The sequence below is a fragment of the Shewanella japonica genome (genome assembly GCF_002075795.1).
GTDB lineage: Bacteria > Pseudomonadota > Gammaproteobacteria > Enterobacterales > Shewanellaceae > Shewanella > Shewanella japonica.
On sequence record NZ_CP020472.1, the window covers coordinates 3,778,485 to 3,796,830 of the forward strand.

Annotated in this window: 17 protein-coding genes; 1 reads left to right on the forward strand and 16 read right to left on the reverse strand. The window is 40.9% G+C overall.

Annotated elements, in window-relative coordinates:
- Positions 1-116 precede the first annotated feature (116 nt).
- Positions 117-1,676: a M17 family metallopeptidase gene (locus tag SJ2017_RS16200; RefSeq protein WP_080916421.1), complete on the reverse strand. Its 1,560-nt coding sequence runs from the start codon at positions 1,674-1,676 to the stop codon at positions 117-119.
- A 240-nt stretch (positions 1,677-1,916) separates the two neighbouring features.
- Here SJ2017_RS16200 and SJ2017_RS16205 point away from each other — a divergent pair, with 240 nt between their 5' ends.
- Entirely contained in the window at positions 1,917-3,377 is a 1,461-nt protein-coding gene (locus tag SJ2017_RS16205) for an aminoacyl-histidine dipeptidase (RefSeq protein WP_065108666.1), read from the forward strand.
- A gap of 92 nt (positions 3,378-3,469) precedes the next feature.
- On the opposite strand, the gene dinB is transcribed toward SJ2017_RS16205, so the two are convergent.
- From dinB to SJ2017_RS16280, 15 genes are all read right to left on the reverse strand, one after another.
- Positions 3,470-4,549, reverse strand: a complete 1,080-nt coding sequence (gene dinB, locus SJ2017_RS16210; RefSeq protein ID WP_080916422.1) for a DNA polymerase IV — start codon at positions 4,547-4,549, stop codon at positions 3,470-3,472.
- Positions 4,550-4,861: 312 nt separating this feature from the next.
- Positions 4,862-5,329, reverse strand: coding sequence for a bacterioferritin (bfr, locus tag SJ2017_RS16215; RefSeq protein ID WP_080916423.1), 468 nt, complete (start codon positions 5,327-5,329; stop codon positions 4,862-4,864).
- Positions 5,330-5,341: 12 nt separating this feature from the next.
- The gene (gene bfr / locus SJ2017_RS16220) at positions 5,342-5,812 is read right to left on the reverse strand and encodes a bacterioferritin (RefSeq protein WP_055023686.1); all 471 of its coding nucleotides are present in this window, start codon (positions 5,810-5,812) and stop codon (positions 5,342-5,344) included.
- A gap of 389 nt (positions 5,813-6,201) precedes the next feature.
- Positions 6,202-6,423 (reverse strand): (Na+)-NQR maturation NqrM, encoded by a 222-nt coding sequence (nqrM, locus tag SJ2017_RS16225; RefSeq protein ID WP_055023787.1) that lies wholly within the window; start codon positions 6,421-6,423, stop codon positions 6,202-6,204.
- Positions 6,424-6,481: 58 nt separating this feature from the next.
- On the reverse strand, positions 6,482-7,495 hold the full coding sequence (locus SJ2017_RS16230) for an FAD:protein FMN transferase (RefSeq protein ID WP_080917504.1): 1,014 nt from the start codon (positions 7,493-7,495) through the stop codon (positions 6,482-6,484).
- A gap of 136 nt (positions 7,496-7,631) precedes the next feature.
- Positions 7,632-8,879, reverse strand: a complete 1,248-nt coding sequence (nqrF, locus tag SJ2017_RS16235) for an NADH:ubiquinone reductase (Na(+)-transporting) subunit F (RefSeq protein WP_055023684.1) — start codon at positions 8,877-8,879, stop codon at positions 7,632-7,634.
- 45 nt (positions 8,880-8,924) lie between these two features.
- Positions 8,925-9,533, reverse strand: a complete 609-nt coding sequence (gene nqrE, locus SJ2017_RS16240) for an NADH:ubiquinone reductase (Na(+)-transporting) subunit E (protein WP_055023683.1) — start codon at positions 9,531-9,533, stop codon at positions 8,925-8,927.
- Between the two features lie 5 nt (positions 9,534-9,538).
- Positions 9,539-10,171, reverse strand: coding sequence for an NADH:ubiquinone reductase (Na(+)-transporting) subunit D (locus SJ2017_RS16245; RefSeq protein WP_055023682.1), 633 nt, complete (start codon positions 10,169-10,171; stop codon positions 9,539-9,541).
- Positions 10,171-10,965 (reverse strand): Na(+)-translocating NADH-quinone reductase subunit C, encoded by a 795-nt coding sequence (locus SJ2017_RS16250; protein ID WP_055023681.1) that lies wholly within the window; start codon positions 10,963-10,965, stop codon positions 10,171-10,173. Before SJ2017_RS16250 ends, SJ2017_RS16245 begins: the two co-directional genes overlap by 1 nt.
- A complete protein-coding gene (locus tag SJ2017_RS16255; RefSeq protein WP_080916425.1) occupies positions 10,955-12,157 on the reverse strand; it encodes an NADH:ubiquinone reductase (Na(+)-transporting) subunit B in 1,203 nt (400 codons plus the stop codon). Before SJ2017_RS16255 ends, SJ2017_RS16250 begins: the two co-directional genes overlap by 11 nt.
- Before the next feature lies 1 nt (position 12,158).
- Complete coding sequence (locus SJ2017_RS16260) at positions 12,159-13,493, reverse strand: Na(+)-translocating NADH-quinone reductase subunit A (RefSeq protein WP_065108774.1); 1,335 nt, start codon at positions 13,491-13,493, stop codon at positions 12,159-12,161.
- A gap of 425 nt (positions 13,494-13,918) precedes the next feature.
- Complete coding sequence (locus SJ2017_RS16265; RefSeq protein ID WP_080916426.1) at positions 13,919-15,988, reverse strand: TonB-dependent receptor; 2,070 nt, start codon at positions 15,986-15,988, stop codon at positions 13,919-13,921.
- Positions 15,989-16,181: 193 nt separating this feature from the next.
- Complete coding sequence (gene luxS / locus SJ2017_RS16270; RefSeq protein WP_055023678.1) at positions 16,182-16,691, reverse strand: S-ribosylhomocysteine lyase; 510 nt, start codon at positions 16,689-16,691, stop codon at positions 16,182-16,184.
- 330 nt (positions 16,692-17,021) lie between these two features.
- On the reverse strand, positions 17,022-17,321 hold the full coding sequence (locus SJ2017_RS16275) for a BolA family protein (protein ID WP_055023677.1): 300 nt from the start codon (positions 17,319-17,321) through the stop codon (positions 17,022-17,024).
- Positions 17,322-17,465: 144 nt separating this feature from the next.
- Positions 17,466-18,143, reverse strand: a complete 678-nt coding sequence (locus SJ2017_RS16280) for an alpha-ketoglutarate-dependent dioxygenase AlkB family protein (RefSeq protein ID WP_055023676.1) — start codon at positions 18,141-18,143, stop codon at positions 17,466-17,468.
- Positions 18,144-18,346: the final 203 nt, after the last annotated feature.

Here is an 18,346-nt window from a genome sequence, read left to right on the forward strand (position 1 = left end):
CCTTAAAAAAGGAAATTTATTACAGATTTTGGTCATTTTATAAATATTAAGCTTTGTCACCTAAGTGACAAAGCCACTACATATAGTGTTTGAACAAAAATAATACAACTAGATACTTATTTTATCGCATTCTGTAATAAAGTTACCAAAGGTTCACCTGTCGGTTTGCCGTATAAAGGGTGCCCTTCTGTTGCACTACCTGCGATATCAATATGAGCGAACGGCATAGGTTGTGACGAATTTAACCCATGGTTATCAAGGCCTGCTGCATTTATTAAGAAGGCAGCAGGGTATTGATGTCCTCGAGCAGTAATGGCTGATGGGCCATTATTGGATGATAATAATTCGCCTTCTCCAGAAATATTATTCACTTTATTAAAGTCATCACTTCGCAACCTTGAAACCTCAAATGATTCACCCCATAAGGCTGATATTTGCTCTAAGTCTTGGCTAATGCCCACTTTTTTTGCAACAGCATTTTCTACAACAGCCGTATAACCGCCGTAGCAACGTACTACGTGTCCAGTTAATGTTGCCACAGAAAATAATTGAGGGTTGACTGCAGTCGTCGCTTTTATACGTAAATGTGACAATAAATCAGCCAACACTAGGCGCCCTTCTGCATCGGTATTACCAATGCGAACCCTGACACCTGCATGACTTTTAATAATTTCATCAGGGACAAATGCATTACTGCCAATACTGTTTCTGACTAACCCTAATTCGGCCACGACTCGCAGCCCTCTTGGTTTTAGAATAGATAATGTTTTCATTAAACCTGCGACTACCGCAGCGCCACCTTTATCTCGGCTCATGCCAGCCATACCACCTGCGACTTTAATGTCAGCACCACCGGTATCGTAGATCACCCCTTTACCAGCAAAGAATAAGGTTTTTTCGATAGTACCTTCACCCACATACTCAACTTTGACAACGCGTGGTTGATGCCTTTGCACCGAGAAAGAAGCCCGTCCAACCGCACAAAGTAATGGGTAATCACGTTCAAGCTCTTCTTGCTCTTCTATTACAGATACAGATAAACCAGATCCTGTGAATGCATCAACACAATAATCAGCAAAAGCTGGGGCGGCCATTCTTTCAGGCTCTGTACCACACAGATCTCGAGTTAAAATTTTACCGGCTTCAACAGCATTGATTAGATCACTAAATGAATGACCTTCAGACTGACTGGTTAACAAGCCAATTTCAGTGACTGATGCTTGTATAGATTGCCCTTCAGCTTGAGTCGCCTCTCTTAACTCTAGTGATTGCCATAACTCTTGACCACAAGCTAAAGCTGACACTTGTTGAGCATATTGGTAGCGGCTTTGGTTTTGTTGATTAACAACTAATAACGGTTTAACTGCGCCTGCACTTTTTGCAATAGCAAGTCCTTCTCTAGCCGCTTTAGCAAACACGCTAACGTCACTGTATTCATTAGACGCTGCACTTACAGGGGAAATGATTAACCTTCCACCCGCTAACCCCGGAGCAAATAATAAAGTGGCACTTTGGCCAATACGGTTATCAATTTGTTTGCCGTGACTGGCTAACAATTTAATTTCATCTTGCTTGATGTCATTTAAGTCAGTGGTGATAACAATGACGGCATCCCAGCCTTGTCCTCCAAATATCGCATCTTCATTTTTTACATCGACAACATTTGCTTGCAACATGAGCCTTCCTTTTGATTTTTATTATGTAAGGTATGAGAAATTTAGTGCGCTTTATATCCATTGATAATAGCGGCTATAAGTGAGCAAAGTACATATTTTTACTCTGTAAAATGGTTAATATTTATTTACAGATTTTAGTCAGGTTTCGAACAATCAAATCCCCCAGATCACTGTCTGTACAATTCATTATGGTAAACTGTGGTTCATCTATTCCCACCTCATAACTATAAGGGAGTCTCCGTGACAGCGATTAATCAATTATACCCTCAGCCACTATGGCAATGGTTCGAACAAATTTGTTCTATCCCGCATCCATCAAAGTTTGAACATGCTTTAAGTGCACACATTCAACAGTGGGCAAAATCAAAAAATCTTAGCGTTATTGAAGATAAGGTCGGTAACCTTATCATCAAAAAACCAGCCTACCCAGGCATGGAAAATAGAAAAGTCGTAGTACTTCAAGCCCATATTGATATGGTGCCGCAAAAAAATGCAGACAAAGTTCATGATTTTGAAAAAGACCCTATTGAAGCCTATGTCGATGGTGAATGGGTAAAAGCTAACGGCACCACATTGGGCTCTGATAATGGTATCGGTATGGCATCAGCTCTTGCAGTGTTAGGTGCTGATGACATTAAACATGGCCCATTAGAAGTCTTGTTAACTATTGATGAAGAAGCTGGCATGACCGGCGCTTTTGGACTCGAAGCAGGCATGCTTGATGCTGATATTTTAATTAATACCGATTCTGAACAGGAAGGCGAAATTTATATGGGTTGCGCTGGCGGTGTCGATGCGCAAATAAGCGTGCCGATGTCGTGGCAAGCCCCTGAGCAAACCAATGCTAGCTTCAAATTAACCTTGTCGGGACTTAAAGGTGGTCACTCTGGTGTGAACATTCATTTAGGTCGTGGTAATGCGAATAAATTATTAGCACGATTCCTATTCATTTATGCGGACGATTTAGCACTTGAATTAGTCAACTTTACTGGTGGTTCATTACGTAATGCGATTCCTCGTGAAGCGAATATCAGCTTTATGTTACCTAGTGAAAACCAAGTAAAACTTGAACAAGCGATTACTGAGTTCCAAGCCTTAGTACGTGCAGAGCTATCGATTGCCGATCCTGACATGTTACTGACACTTGAATCAATCGAGACACCAGAAAAGGTCATCGGCGAAGAAGCGCAGAATACCTTAATTGACTTACTTCATGCTTGCCCGAATGGCGTTATGCGTATGAGTGATGAAGTTGAAGGCGTAACAGAAACATCACTGAATGTCGGTGTTATCAACACTGAAAATGAGTCTGTAGAAGTCCTATGCCTTATCCGCTCGTTAATAAACTCCGGTCGTGAAGAAATCGAAACTCAGTTAACAGCATTAGCTAACTTATCAGGTGCAAGTATCGAACTTTCAGGCGCATACCCTGGCTGGAAACCTGACAATAACTCGCCTGTAATGGCGATAGTTCGTGACACTTATAACGACATTTATAAAAAAGACCCTACGATCATGGTGATCCATGCAGGTCTTGAATGTGGTCTGTTTAAAGAGCCATACCCGACTATGGATATGGTATCTATTGGTCCTACAATTCGCTTCCCACATAGTCCTGATGAGATGGTTAATATCACAACCGTTGGACAATACTGGGAGTTACTGCTTGCAGTACTTGAACGTATTCCAGCAAAAGACTAATTAGTAAAAACGTCAAAAAGGCTGCCATTCTCTTGAGAATGGCAGCCTTTTTCATTTAAGCGAAGCGAGTAGTCAGTAAAATACGCATCAGCTTAAAAGTTTAAATCAAGTTGTTCAGTGTTCGACTGTTTATCCTTGGTGTCAATTTCAATATCAGCTAATCCGACCGACACGCCGACTAGACGAATCCCCCTGCCATTTGCTCGCGCTAGAGCTTGGCTTAATAAATCATGAAACAGGTTCAATGATATTTCATCACTACGGTGTTCAATCGTGGTCTGTTTAAAATCATTAAACTTGAGCTTAACAACTTGCTTATGAATTTGCCTATCCTTTGCACTGCGGTGAACTCGAGCAATGAGTTCTTGAATTAACTGCGGCATAACATTATTGCACTGATCAAGCGTAAAAATATCTTGTGCCAGTGTGGTTTCAACTCCGACCGATTTCCTGACTCGATTGGGGCTGATTGTCCGATTGTCGATACCTTGCGCACGTTCAATCAGAACTCGCCCAAATTTACCAAATGCTGCAATCAGTTTATCACTTGGGTAATGTTGCACATCTTCACAGGTTGTTAGACCAAGGGCGGCTAGCTTTGCCGAAGTCACTTTACCTACGCCAGGAATTTTGTTCAGCGTTAATGGCTTTACGAAGGCGTTAATATCTTCAGGAGGGATAACATACTGACCATTAGGCTTATTTAAATCTGAAGCAATTTTGGCAAGAAACTTAATGGGCGCAACACCTGCTGATGCTGTTAACCCGGTTTCATCGAGTATTTCTTGACGAATCGCCTTAGCAATTAAAGTGGCACTGCCCTTGTGGGCATGACAGTCCGTGACATCTAGATAAGCTTCATCTAAAGATAAAGGTTCAACTAAATCGGTATAGCGATGAAAGATAGCTCTAATTTGTACGGAAATTGATTTATAGACATCCATTCGACCTGGCACTAAAGTGAGATCTGGGCATAATTTTAACGCCTGATAACTCGACATAGCAGAGCGCACACCAAACTGGCGAGCTTCATAATTACACGTGCTGATCACGCCCCTGCGATCGCTTCTGCCCCCCACAGCTAAGGGTTTGCCACGCAATTCTGGAAAATCTCTCATCTCCACCGCTGCAAAATAACAATCCATGTCGATATGAATAATTTTACGGACCATTTTCAAGCAAGCTCTTTCTAGCTCATTAACTGATTAATTAATTTATCATAGCAGATGGACAAAATCACTGTATAAATAAACAGTGCCGTGTAATAACACTAGTAACGCTGATATTTGAATCAAATCTGCTTATCAATGAACCGGTATTAGCTATTTCAACGAGCGTTTGCGACTTAACATGGTGATTTAGTTACGGAGATGTCTGTTACACATTTTTTATCTAAGCCCTTATATAGTGACCTTTTCACCAAGTAACTTAGTACAAAAACAAAAAAGCCCAACATTGTTGGGCTTTTTAATACCAGTGACTTTTTACATTTTCGTCTGTAAATAGTTCTGTAATCCAACACGATCAATCAGTCGAATTTGTTTTTCTAACCAGTACATATGATCTGATTCAGTATCATCTAATAATACTTCTAAGATTTCACGAGTTTGGAAATCTTCTTTTTCTTCACAAAGTGCAATGACTTTACGTAAATGATCAGCAACGGCATACTCGTAGTTCAAATCATTTTTCAGCATCTCTTCAACATCTTTACCGATGTTGAGTGCTTCACGACTCGCAACGTCTGGAGTACCTTCTAAGAATAAAATACGTTGTACTAACTTGGCAGCATGCGCTTTTTCATCGTCTGATTCATGAAGAATACGAGTGTATAACTCATCAAATCCCCAATCTTCATACATATGAGCATGAACAAAATATTGATCCATCGCCGACAATTCACCGGTTAATAGTGCGTTTAGCGCTGCAATAACTTCTGGATGACCTTTCATGTTAAATTCCTATTAATCTTTAATTTGTGATTGAAGGTAATTTTGAATACCTGTTTGATTGATGAGTTCTTTTTGAGACTCAATCCAATCAAGATGTTCTTCTTCATCTTCGAGTAAATCTTCAAGTAGATCACGACTCACATAGTCACGCTCTGCTTCACACAACTTGATGGTTTCTTTCAGTACGACAAGCTGCTCGGTTAACGCTTGCTCGTCACAATCAAGCATCTCTTCACAATGCTCACCAATACGTAACTTATCGAGTTGCTGTAAATTGGGTAATCCTTCCAGAAATAACACGCGCTCAATTAGCTTGTCGGCATGCTTCATATCTTGAATCGATTTCTTGTATTCTTTTTCATTCAGGTTTTCTAAACCCCAATGTTTGAACATGCGTGCATGTAGGAAATACTGGTTAATGGCAGTTAACTCACACGTCAGCACTTTATTCAGCTGACTAATTACTTTAGGGTGGCCTTTCATAATTCTGTCCTTTAATTCAAGATTGATCTGGATCAATTTCCAACAGGATAGTACATGCGCTCATTAATTACAAATACCCTTTAAAATCATACACTTGATTAGTGATAATCATTATCATTACAACTTAGGTTATTAACTAGTTTCACTTCAGTTTAAATACCGTTAACTTCAATGGAATCACGGTTATAGGGTAAAAACACAAAAACGCTACATGCGCTTGATCACAGAATAATCGTAAAATGTTACCTAAAAAGATTTTTGTAAATTTTGTATCGAATGAGATGACAAACTATTTCAGACATAAAAAAGCCCAATGAGATAAACCTCATTGGGCTATTTAATTAACCTAGATCCGCTAAATCGCTTTGAGTATCGCGATGAGATACAGGTTAAATAATACGGTTCTGATTTAGCTTAGCTTCACGCTCAGATTCCGCCATTCGACGTTTTCTTTTATCGCACGGATCATCGCAATCACAAGCTTTTTCGATGCCAAGAACACCAAGACCACCGCAACTGCCTTCTACAGCTTTACGCTTAATAATGTAGCCAACAGACATTAATAGGAAAAATAATAACAACACGACAAAGGCCGCTATAAAGGTACTCATCATAATTTCTCACTTATACTTCTTTATCATTGTATTGCCAATAAAGCTTAATCGCCACTTACTGAATATAAGGCCCGTAAGCTTCACTATAAAAGACTTCGTAATGGTCGTCATCTTTCTCAATCAACATAACTGGTAAGTTCTGCTCATGAGCAAGTGCCAACGACGCTTCGGTACCCAGTACCATCATTGCCGTAGCATACGCATCAGCAGTCATACTACTAGGATGTAATACTGTGACTGAAGCTAACTTGTGTTTAATTGGGTAACCCGTTCTAGGGTCGATGAGGTGCGAGAATCGCTCACCCTCTTCTTCATAATAAATACGGTAATCACCTGATGTAGCTAAAGCCATATTGCCAGGTTCTACGACCTGCTGGATGACGCCACCCTCAGTCGTTGGCTTTTCAACTGCAATACGCCAAGGTGAACCATCATCCTTCACACCTTTAACACTGATCTCACCACCAATTTCAACTAAGTAACCCGCTACCTGATACTTGTTAAGTAAAGTAGCTATTTTATCTACGCCATAACCCTTAGCAAGTGAAGACAAATCCACATACAAGTCAGGGTTAGTTTTAGTAATCTTTAGTCCATTAATGGTAAAGCCATGAATATCAGCCTTTGCTTTAACGATATCGATGGTTTCTTGGCTTGGTATTTCAGTAGGGCGCTTGTCTGGCCCAAACCCCCAAAGATTAACCAGTGGGCCTAATGTGATATCTAACGCACCACCTGTCACATTGTATAATCGTACCCCTTCTTTAAATACCTTTATGGTATCTTCCGAAACAGTGATGCTTTGGTTTACTAACAGCTTATTGAAACGAGACAATTCTGACTTAGGTCGATAAGTCGACATTTGGTCATTCACTAACTCAAGCGCAATGTCGATTTCCGCTTGCAATAGTTGGGTGGTCGGTAAGCGATCATTTCTCACCACTTTGATGTGGTAAGTCGTTCCCATAGTATTGCCCGATAACGACACAATATCGTCTTCACTTCCACAAGCAGTTAGAAGTAATACAACCAAAGATACAAGCAGTGCTTTTAAAGAAATATTAATCATCTCAAACTTCAAATTAGGGTTATCTAACATAAAAAAATGCAGCTTACTTAACGAAGATGACCTCCGTGTCAGCAAACTGCAATTTATGACGTTCAATGTCTTTTAGGATTATATCTAATCATTTGCGATTAGCATATTAGCCACCAAAGTCATCGAGTAAGATGTTTTCATCTTCAACACCTAAGTCTTTAAGCATACCGATAACAGCAGCATTCATCATTGGAGGTCCACACATGTAGAACTCACAATCTTCTGGCGCATCATGGTCACGTAGGTAGTTTTCATACAATACGTTGTGAATGAAACCCGTGTATCCGTCCCAGTTATCTTCTTCTTGCGGATCAGATAACGCAACATGCCATTCGAAGTTTTCATTTGCTGCAGCTAAGCCATCAAAGTCTTCTACGTAGAACATTTCACGCTTAGAACGTGCGCCGTACCAGAAGCTCATCTTACGCTTAGAGTTAAGACGCTTAAGTTGATCGAAGATGTGTGAGCGCATTGGCGCCATACCAGCACCACCACCAACAAACACCATTTCAGCATCAGTTTCTTTTGCGAAGAACTCACCAAATGGACCAGAAATAGTGACTTTATCACCTTCTTTCAGGCTCCAAATGTACGAAGACATTTTACCACAAGGTAGAGTTAGGTTACGTGGAGGCGGCGTAGCAATACGCACGTTCAACATAATAATTCCAAACTCTTCTGGGTAGTTAGCCATTGAGTATGCACGAATAGTTTCTTCATCAACTTTAGATTCAAGGTTGAAGAAGCCAAAGTGCTCCCAGTCGCCACGATACTCTGCAGGTACATCAAAATCTGCATATTTAACATGGTGAGCTGGCGCTTCAATTTGGATGTAACCACCAGCGCGGAAAGGCACTGATTCGCCATCAGGAATTTGTAGCTTAAGCTCTTTAATGAAGGTTGCTTTGTTATCGTTAGAGATAACTTCACATTCCCACTTCTTGATGCCGAAGATTTCTTCATCAAGTTCGATATCCATGTCAGTTTTAACGTTAACCTGACAGGCTAAACGACAACCCTGACGAGCTTCACCTTTACTGATGTGATCAAGCTCGGTCGGTAAAATATCACCACCACCTGATTTCACATTCACACGACACTGACCACAAGAGCCACCGCCACCACAGGCACTTGATACGAAAATACCGTTATCAGCTAATGCGCCAAGTAACTTGCTTCCCGCACCTGTTTTAATTGCTTTGTCGCTATCATCATTGATTGAGATAGTGATATCACCGCTTGCAACCAGCTTAGATTTAGCGAATAAGATCACTAATACTAAGATCAAAACGATTGCAGTAAACATACTCACACCTAGATATACATCTATTGGAGTAGCGTTAAGAATATCCATTAACTTATCCTTTAAGGTTCAAAGTAATACGTCGTAAGGTCTCTCTTAAAGAGAGACACCTGAGAACGACATGAAACCTAGCGCCATTAAACCAGAAGTGATGAAGGTAATCCCTAAACCACGTAGGCCATTTGGCACATCAGAATACTTCATTTTCTCACGAAGACCGGCTAACAATACGATTGCTAATGCCCAACCAATACCTGAGCCGATACCGAATACCAAGCTCTCACCCAGGTTGTAGTCACGCTCAACCATGAATGATACTGCACCAAAAATCGCACAGTTAACGGTAATCAATGGTAAGAAAATACCTAACGCGTTATACAAAGGAGGAAAGTACTTATCTAACGCCATTTCCAAAATTTGTACGAGTGCAGCGATAACACCGATGAAAGTAATGAACTTCAAGAAGCTCAAATCTGCATCAGGTACACCTGCCCAAGCGAGTGCGCCGGGTGCTAATAAACCTTGATAGATGATTTGGTTAACTGGTACAGCAATGGCAAGAACCACAATTACTGCTACACCAAGTCCCATCGCAGTTGTGACTTTCTTAGACACAGCCAAGAAGGTACACATACCCAAGAAGAAGGCTAATGCCATGTTCTCAATGAATATTGAACGAATTAACAGACTAATATAATGTTCCATTGCGCTTACCCTTTCGCTTCTACTTGCTCTGGCTTGTAAGTACGGATAATCCAGATCAACATACCGATCAAGAAGAACGCACTAGGAGGAAGAAGTAACAAACCATTTGGTTGGTACCAGCCACCGTCAGAGACCTTGCTTAGGATTTCAACACCAAATAAAGAACCGTTACCAAATAGCTCACGGAAGAAGCCAACTGATAATAGGATTGCACCGTAGCCTAAGCCGTTACCGATACCGTCCATAAAGCTCATTAAAGGTGGCGTTTTCATCGCATAAGCTTCTGCACGACCCATTACAATACAGTTAGTAATAATCAAACCAACGAATACTGATAACTGCTTAGCTACGTCATAGGCGTAAGCTTGCAATACTTGGTCAACCACGATTACTAACGAAGCAATAATCGTCATTTGCACAATAATACGAACACTGCTTGGAATGTGATTACGTAAAATCGAAATAAATAAATTCGAAAATGCGGTCACTGCAGTTAACGCTAATGTCATTACAATAGCGGTTTCCATTTTCGCGGTAACAGCTAGCGCACTACATACACCCAGAATTTGCAGAGCAATTGGGTTGTTATTAATGATAGGTCCAGTCAGAACCTGTTTAAGTTCTTTAGCATCAGCCATTAGCTAAGTCCTCCATTGCGTGCTTTTTCGATAAAGCGTGCAAAACCTTCTTCACCTAACCAGAAAGTTAATGAATGCTGAACACCATTACTTGTCAGTGTCGCACCAGATAATGCATCTACACCGTGAACTGAAGAAGCGATAGTTGGAACTTTAGTCACTTGAATAGCTAAGTTGCCATTGTCATCATAAAGTTTCTTCCCTTCCCACTTCGCAATCCATTGTGGATTTTGAACTTCACCACCTAGACCTGGGGTTTCACCAGAACCAGTGAAGTCGTAATACACTAAACTACGAATCGTGTTCATATCAGCTTCAACTGCTAAGAAAGCAAACATGGTTGACCATAAACCGTAACCTTTAACAGGAATAATAACGGTTTGTAGTGCATTGTTATCATCTTTTACAAGATATATAACACCTTGATTCGCTACACGTTTAACAGAAGCAATATCGTTCTCAGGCTTGAAAGAAGTCGCTGGAGTTCGCGCTGCTTTTTCAACATCAAACGTATCAGCATCACCATCTACAAAGTCACCTGTTTTTAAATCAACTAGGCGAGCTTCAACGTACTTATTGTACTTTTCGATGATAACGTCTTTCTCTACTTTGCCAGCTTTAGTATCCACTAAGCCCGCAGCTTCAAGAATATACTTTTGCTTATCTAATAATTTATTTTGTTGTTGAGTCGGCTTTAATAATACTGCTGCAGTCGAAACAAACATTGAGCAGACAAAGCACAAACCAATAACAACAAATAATGTTTTGCCGATTGATTCTTTATTACTGGCCACGTGAAATCCTCCGCTTAACATTTGCTTGAACCACAAAGTGGTCAAATAAAGGTGCGAATAAGTTAGCGAATAGAATTGCTAACATCATGCCTTCAGGGAATGCTGGGTTAATAACACGGATAAATACCGCCATCGCACCAATTAACAGACCGTAAGCCCATTTCGCATTATTAGTAAATGAGGCTGAAACAGGGTCAGTCGCCATAAACATCATACCGAAAGCGAATCCACCTAAAACAAGGTGCCAATACCATGGTGTTGCAAACATAGCGTTGGTATCACTACCAATAACGTTAAGCAATGTTGATACCGCAATCATGCCAAGTAACACACCACCAATGATGCGCCATGAAGCAATACGGGTATAAACGATAACTGCGCCACCAAGTAAAATAGCAAAGGTAGACACTTCACCTACAGAACCAGGAATGAAACCGAAGAATGCGTCCCACCAATCTTGCGTTAAGCCATATTCTAATGTGCCTTGTGCCGCTTGGCTCAGTGCAGTAGCACCAGAGAAACCATCAGCAACAACCCATGGCGTGTCACCTGACATGTTAAGTGGGTAAGCAAAGAATAGGAAAGCACGACCAGCTAATGCAGGGTTAAGGAAGTTACGACCTGTACCACCGAAGACTTCTTTCGCAACAACCACACCGAAGGTAATACCTAGTGCAACCATCCATAATGGAATTGTTGCTGGCAGTGTTAATGCAAAAAGAATCGAGGTAACAAAGAAACCTTCGTTAACTTCATGGCCACGAACAGAAGCGAAAAGCACTTCCCAGAAGCCACCGACCGCGAAGGTCACCGCGTAAATAGGTAAGAACCAACAGGCGCCATACCACATCAAGGCTGCAACGCCAGAGTCTGCGGTAAGCTCAGTTCCAAACAAGCTAAATAAGCTAACTTGCCATACATCAGGAGTAGCAAAGCCAGCAATTAACGCATCTTGCGCTTGTAAGCCAACGTTGTACATACCAAAGAACATCGCAGGAAAAGTACATGCCCAAACCGTAATCATCATACGCTTAAGGTCAAGATTATCACGCACGTGCGTGCTACCTTTGTTTACTTTACCCGGAGTATAAAACACAGTCGCAGCCGCTTCATACAGGGCATACCACTTTTCGTACTTGCCGCCTTTTTCAAATTGCGGTTCAATACGCTCGATAAAATCTTTCAAGCTCATATTAGCCTTCCCTCTCGATCGTATCTAAACAATCACGCAGGTATGTACCATAGTCATACTTGCCCGGACATACGAAGGTACACAATGCTAAATCTTCTTCGTCTAGTTCAAGTGCACCTAGCGCCGCAGCACCATCGTAATCACCTGAAACTAAGTCACGTAGTAGCATTGTTGGTAAAATGTCTAGCGGAACAACACGCTCATAATTACCAATTGGCACCATTGCACGGTCAGAACCACCAGTACTGGTCGTCATATTAAATAAACGTGAACGGTTTAAGTGGCCTAAGAATGCACGTGTAATAGAGAATTTGTCGCTACCAGGCATCGCCCAGCCAAACAATTCTTTTTCAGTGCCTTCAAGCAACAAACTGATTTGTTGATGATAACGACCAAGGTAAGCATGAGGACCTGCAGCTTGACGACCACTTAATACTGAACCAGAGATAACACGTACAGCATTACCTTCTACCTCATCAGCGGTAATTTCAGTTGTGCTTGCACCTAAGACCGTACGAATTAAACGTGGGTTCTTAGCTTGTGGGCCACCAATGGCAATAACACGTTGAGTGTTAAGTTCGCCTTGAGTAAATAGCTGACCGATTGCAATCACATCTTGATAGCCAACATGCCATACAGTGCGTGTTGCAGATGCAGGAAGTAAGTTATGAATATGAGTACCCACTAAGCCAGCAGGATGCTTTCCAGCAAACTCTTCAACTTGTGCATTCCCAGAAGGAATATCGGCACCAGGTGCTTTAGCCAGGAATACTTTGCCTTCAGTTAACTTAGCAAGTAGGGTCAAACCGTTTGCGAAGTCTTCTTTGTGCTCAGCAATCACAACGGCAGGATCTGCAGCTAGTGGTTGGGTATCTATTGCGGTGACGAAAATACCAGCAGCGACTGAGTCAACAGCAGGTACTTTACTGAAAGGGCGAGTACGCAAAGCTGTCCATAGACCTGATTCAATCAAGTTCTCTTTGACAACAGCTGCATCTAACGTGTTTAACGCATCAGCACTGTATTGAGTAAAGCTGACTTTTTCATCACCTTCAACTTCAATAACTACTGACTGAAGTACACGTTTCGCACCCCGGTTAATTTCTAATACAGTCCCACTAGCTAAAGCAGTATATTTAACGCCAAGGTTCTTTTTGTCTTCAAAAATTACCTGACCTTTTTTAACTTTATCGCCAACCTTGATTTTCATCGTTGGACGTAAGCCAATATACTCTTCACCCAAAGTGGCGACATTCTTAATGGCTGGGCCATTATGGATAACTTGCTCTGGGCCACCTGCTAGAGGTAGTTCCAATCCTTTCTTTATTGTAATCATATCCACAAGCACTACGTTTGAAGGAAAGACAATGCGCCGCGTTCCTACCCAAAAAAACAAAGTGTTAACAAACACTTCAGTGTTGAGCTAGCGCAGATTTATCACGGAAATGCGATCGCAATCACGCTGGTCGCGCGCATTTTACCCCAAAATGTGCGCTATCGCCACGAAAATAATAGGTGATTGAAATTTTTGATTGTTCATTTTTAAACAATTACACCTATTTAGGGTGTGGAATAGGCCGATAAATAGCGATCCGATGCAATATTTCAGTAACAAGGGCACTATAGCATTAATTTTAAAAGAATTAATATAAGAAGTGTTTTATCTATTTGTTAACAAATGTAGCGTTTAGCATAGGCTAAAATAGCCCATGCTAAAGCGCTTTTAAAACAGTAAGGTAGGAAGGCTGACACTCAAATTAATTAGAAACGCGCTTGGTAACCCACATAACTCAGCATTTCACCCTGCGAGGTAATACCTAAACTTGATTGCTGACTGACTAAATTTTCATCAAGCACATTTTCAACACGTAGATAAATTTCATGCACATTCGATAAATGATAATTTGCAGCAATATCAACTTTCCACTGGCCATCTATTTTTTCACCACCAGAAATTGCCGTAGCATAACCCAGCTCTGATTGATAAAGCGCCTGTGTCATAAAGCTAAAGTCCCCTACTACAACACCCGTGCTCAAGGCTATTTGTTGTTCAGGAACCCAAGGTAATTGCTCACCTTCAACGTAAAGGCCAATAAGCTCATTGACACCAGATTCACCAAACTCTGCTTGGCTATACTGATATTGAACCGATAACGGTATCGCAAACGAATCAAAACTAAATTGGTAATCTGCAGATAGATCGACACCATTTGCTGTTACGTCTTCGATATTGACCTGCATATAACGTTGTGAGAAATCACACGCCATGCTCCACATACAAGTGACATGCTGATTATCAAAGTCTTGCATGTATAAGTTAACACCAAGATTCAATACTTGGGTTTGATAAGTAAAACCAAGTTGATAATGCATTGACTCTTGCGCTTTCATCTCAGCATTACCTGCAGATGCAGCAGTCCAAGACTGTTTGGCGGCAAAAGCGGCTTTCCAGTTACCTGTTGTATAAGCTATTTCAAGAGACGGGATCCAACCATCATCAGAGAAGTCAGCTTCTTCAACACCATAAGCTTCCACTCCAACTTCACGAGTTGTACTGACACTCTCGAAGGCCACACCAAGGTTAAATGACAACGCGCCGTAGTTTAGCTTTGCATCTGCAGTTGTCGTGAAAACATTCACATCATCTACATAAGCCATAAGCGCTTTATCCACCGATACGCTTGATAAACTTCTATCAATATTCCATAGCCAGTCTTGTTGGCCAAATTTCATTTCTGCTTTATCTGAATGATATAAAGCACCGTAGGTGACTTGATGAGCACCGTATTGACTGACGCCTTCGGTTTGTAAACCATAACCAGCATAATGATTATCTTCGAGCATTGAGGCTAAGTTTGCCGTTGCAGAAGGGTTGGCATCCATCGCAGCAATGGCTTGCAACTCTGCTACACCAATCGCAACGCCTTCTAAACGATTCAGTTGCGAGATTTTTTCATCGTAGGACTGATAATAAAAATCTGACACCATTTGAGTGCCACCAGTTAAATCAACCACATGGCTAACTTGATACTTATGCCGTTTACCTTCTTGCTGATCGTTTTGAGTTGCTGAGTAGCGGGAAGCGGGCTTACTGTTCCAGTCTTGTGCAACTAGGCCAACATTAGAATAACCACTTTCAGAGTCGGTATACTGATACATGAACTCGGTTTTTTGTGGGTTACGCGCACCAACTAAGCTATCAGCATTAATCTTGAACATGATATCGGTTTGCGTTTTTTCATTATCAAATTGACTGGCAAAACCTACTTCTTCTGCCGTATTTTGATAATCAACCCCAAGCAACATGCCATATTCTTTATTCAAGCCGCTGGCAATTGCGCCAACATGCCCATCGCCATTATCGTTAATTTCAATATTGGCTCGGCCCCCCATTTCATTAGGGCTAATTTGCGCTGTAGTGTAATTAACATGACCAAATGCGCCCATCCCACCCTTAGTCACATCTGTCAGACTTAAAGCAGCGATAGACTCTTGTAATACTAAGTTAGGTTGCAGTACTAAATGAGGCGCTGCATAAGGAGAAGGAGAAAAGCTGACTCTGTCTTGGGTCACCGCCACGCCATTAATTGCTCCGCGGTGGGTCACTGTTGTTGTTTGGTTTGTCGGCAATACAGTCATGCCTGATAATGCTAAAGGAATATCACTATCACGATAATGCAAAGACGCAGTCTGAGGTTGAGTGAGAATAACGCTATTATTTGATTCATCCATCGCAGCTGTAACTGAGGCGGCTGCATAAGTTGAACCTGAATGACAAACAAATAGCACAGCAGAAGCAATTACAGACAAGCTGAATTGACTTTTAGACATGGTTAACTCCCAAAATACATCATCGGCACCGTAGAGTTCGGTCCCTTATTGTTATGACAAAATCCTTCCATTGACTGATAACAATAACGTTTTCATACAAATAAAAACAGTATTTTAATAAAAAATTAACCACTAAAAAACAAAGCGGCCTAAGCCGCTTTTATCAAATACCTAATGGGATCATTAGCAACAATTATAAAGTCCCTAAAATATCATCACTCAATTTTAAGTCATCATTACGATTCACACTTACACCCGCTGCAATAATCGCACGTGCAATATCTTGTGCTTGCTCTAATGAATGCATTTCGAAGGTGCCACATTGATATTCGTTTAACTCGGGAATTTCAGTTTGTTCAACTACTTTTAGTACATCTTCCATGGCAGCCAACCATGCATCAGCAACGATACGCTCAGATGGCACACCAATAAGGCTCATATAAAAGCCCGTTCTACATCCCATAGGGGAAATGTCGATAATCTCAACATTGTCTCCATTAAGATGGTCACGCATAAAGCCTGCAAATAAGTGCTCCAAAGTATGGATACCACGCTCACTTAGAATATCTTTGTTAGGGGTGCAAAAACGTAAATCAAATACTGTAATGGTGTCACCTTTTGGTGTGCTCATATGCTTCGCTACACGTACAGCTGGTGCTTCCATTCGAGTATGATCAACGGTGAAACTATCAAGTAAAGGCATTGCTTATTCCTTAAAGTGGGTGAAATCTTTTGGCATCATAGCATCAAAATTAACAGCAAGCAGCTAGGCCTATTTCAGGCCTACATTAATCTTTAACAATGATTGATGACACTCTTATGACAAACTATCAGTAATGGACAAACAAGCCCCAAATAGCCAATAAATCCCACATCAAAGCTTAGAAAACACTCAGTTAATCCATAAGAGTATGAAAATAACTCATGTAAAAAATAAGATAAAAAATTTGGTTTAGTAAATGTAAGGCAATAAAAAACCCCATACGAAAGATGAGGTTTAGGTCATGTGTTAATCGCTAATTGTTAAGCTGTATTAACCTTTGCAGTTTGGTGTTTTTGGCACACTGTCTAGCGCTTGCCACTCTTCTTGTGTATAAGCATTAATCGACAGCGCATGCACTCCATTAGCTAACTCTTCTGCTAGCACAGCATTGACAGCACGGTGTCTAGCAATGAGACGCTGAGCATCAAACTTGTCGCTGACGACAACGACTTTAAAGTGGGTTTCAGAATTAGGCGGCACATGATGACGATTGCTTTCATTAAGCACGTCTAAATGGACAGGGCTAAAAGATTGGTTCAGTTTTTCGGTAATAACGTGTTCAACTGACATAACAAGCTCTTTTTATCTACATCGTAAAAAGTGAAGACTACTGATTAACGTTTCAAAAATCAAACTTGCAACAACCCAACAAGATCCAGTTGGCAAAACAAGTTTACGATTACGTCTTGTATACTTTATCTACTGCTCACTCTCTTACCCACCCTGATGAAATCCCACAATCATTTGCCTAAAGGTAAAATTAATTCTTGGCTCATTCACTTTTAGGCGTTTAGGTATGGCGTGTTGCCACTCATCTTGCATACCTGCATGCATGATCAGTAAGTCGCCACAGCTAAGTTCAATGGCGTGTTTATGCCGTGTTTGCATGTGTCTCATAACAAAAGTACGACTGGCTCCTAATGTTAACGATACAATATCTGAATTGGCAGCAATCTCAGGCTCGTTATCACTGTGCCATCCCATGCAATCTTGTCCATTTTCATAGCGATTAACCAACACGCCATTGGTCATGATATTAAATTGCGACTCAAGTATTTGTCTTACTTTCAGCAATACAGGTGGCCAAGGTTGTGGCTTTATCATGAGTGATGAATATTGATATTCGCAACCTGAATCACCAAACCAGATCTGGGAGCGTGGAATAGGATGTTGCTTGCCAAATATCGTTACGATCGGTTTTTCAAATTGATATGAGTTCGCTTCTTGAAGCAGTGAAGTTTGCAATGGTAAAGGTAAGAAGTTGGCTAAATATGTAATGGGCGCAACAGGTAAACTTGCCTCAGCAGTTTGATTTTCACCGATATCATCAGCCCCCTGAGTAGTACAACTCACTGGTTGAGAGTTAACAAGTTCAAATCCTAATTGTTTCATGCTAAATAACCTGCCTTTGTATCACTTTATGATGATGCACAGCATCTAACCTGACCGTTGTGACTAATCCTTTAGTATATAAACAAAATTGATACGCATTTATGATATTAAGCTTAGTTATATTATGAGAGTCTAAATTGAGCTAGGCTTGTATATTATACTTATTTAGCTAAAAACGTTCACTCAGAGCGATATGGATTTAT

Excerpts from the sequence above, each read along its gene's own strand:
- bfr (WP_080916423.1), bottom strand. The coding sequence starts at position 5,329 with ATGAAAGGTCATCCAGAAGTTATTGCAGCGCTAAACGCACTATTAACC.
- luxS (WP_055023678.1), bottom strand. The coding sequence starts at position 16,691 with ATGCCTTTACTTGATAGTTTCACCGTTGATCATACTCGAATGGAAGCA.
- nqrM (WP_055023787.1), bottom strand. The coding sequence starts at position 6,423 with ATGAGTACCTTTATAGCGGCCTTTGTCGTGTTGTTATTATTTTTCCTA.
- SJ2017_RS16255 (WP_080916425.1), bottom strand. The coding sequence starts at position 12,157 with ATGAGCTTGAAAGATTTTATCGAGCGTATTGAACCGCAATTTGAAAAA.
- nqrF (WP_055023684.1), bottom strand. The coding sequence starts at position 8,879 with ATGGATATTCTTAACGCTACTCCAATAGATGTATATCTAGGTGTGAGT.
- SJ2017_RS16280 (WP_055023676.1), bottom strand. The coding sequence starts at position 18,143 with ATGAAACAATTAGGATTTGAACTTGTTAACTCTCAACCAGTGAGTTGT.
- SJ2017_RS16275 (WP_055023677.1), bottom strand. The coding sequence starts at position 17,321 with ATGTCAGTTGAACACGTTATTACCGAAAAACTGAACCAATCTTTTAGC.
- dinB (WP_080916422.1), bottom strand. The coding sequence starts at position 4,549 with ATGGTCCGTAAAATTATTCATATCGACATGGATTGTTATTTTGCAGCG.
- SJ2017_RS16200 (WP_080916421.1), bottom strand. The coding sequence starts at position 1,676 with ATGTTGCAAGCAAATGTTGTCGATGTAAAAAATGAAGATGCGATATTT.
- bfr (WP_055023686.1), bottom strand. The coding sequence starts at position 5,812 with ATGAAAGGCCACCCTAAAGTAATTAGTCAGCTGAATAAAGTGCTGACG.
- SJ2017_RS16265 (WP_080916426.1), bottom strand. The coding sequence starts at position 15,988 with ATGTCTAAAAGTCAATTCAGCTTGTCTGTAATTGCTTCTGCTGTGCTA.
- SJ2017_RS16260 (WP_065108774.1), bottom strand. The coding sequence starts at position 13,493 with ATGATTACAATAAAGAAAGGATTGGAACTACCTCTAGCAGGTGGCCCA.
- SJ2017_RS16230 (WP_080917504.1), bottom strand. The coding sequence starts at position 7,495 with ATGATTAATATTTCTTTAAAAGCACTGCTTGTATCTTTGGTTGTATTA.
- nqrE (WP_055023683.1), bottom strand. The coding sequence starts at position 9,533 with ATGGAACATTATATTAGTCTGTTAATTCGTTCAATATTCATTGAGAAC.
- SJ2017_RS16245 (WP_055023682.1), bottom strand. The coding sequence starts at position 10,171 with ATGGCTGATGCTAAAGAACTTAAACAGGTTCTGACTGGACCTATCATT.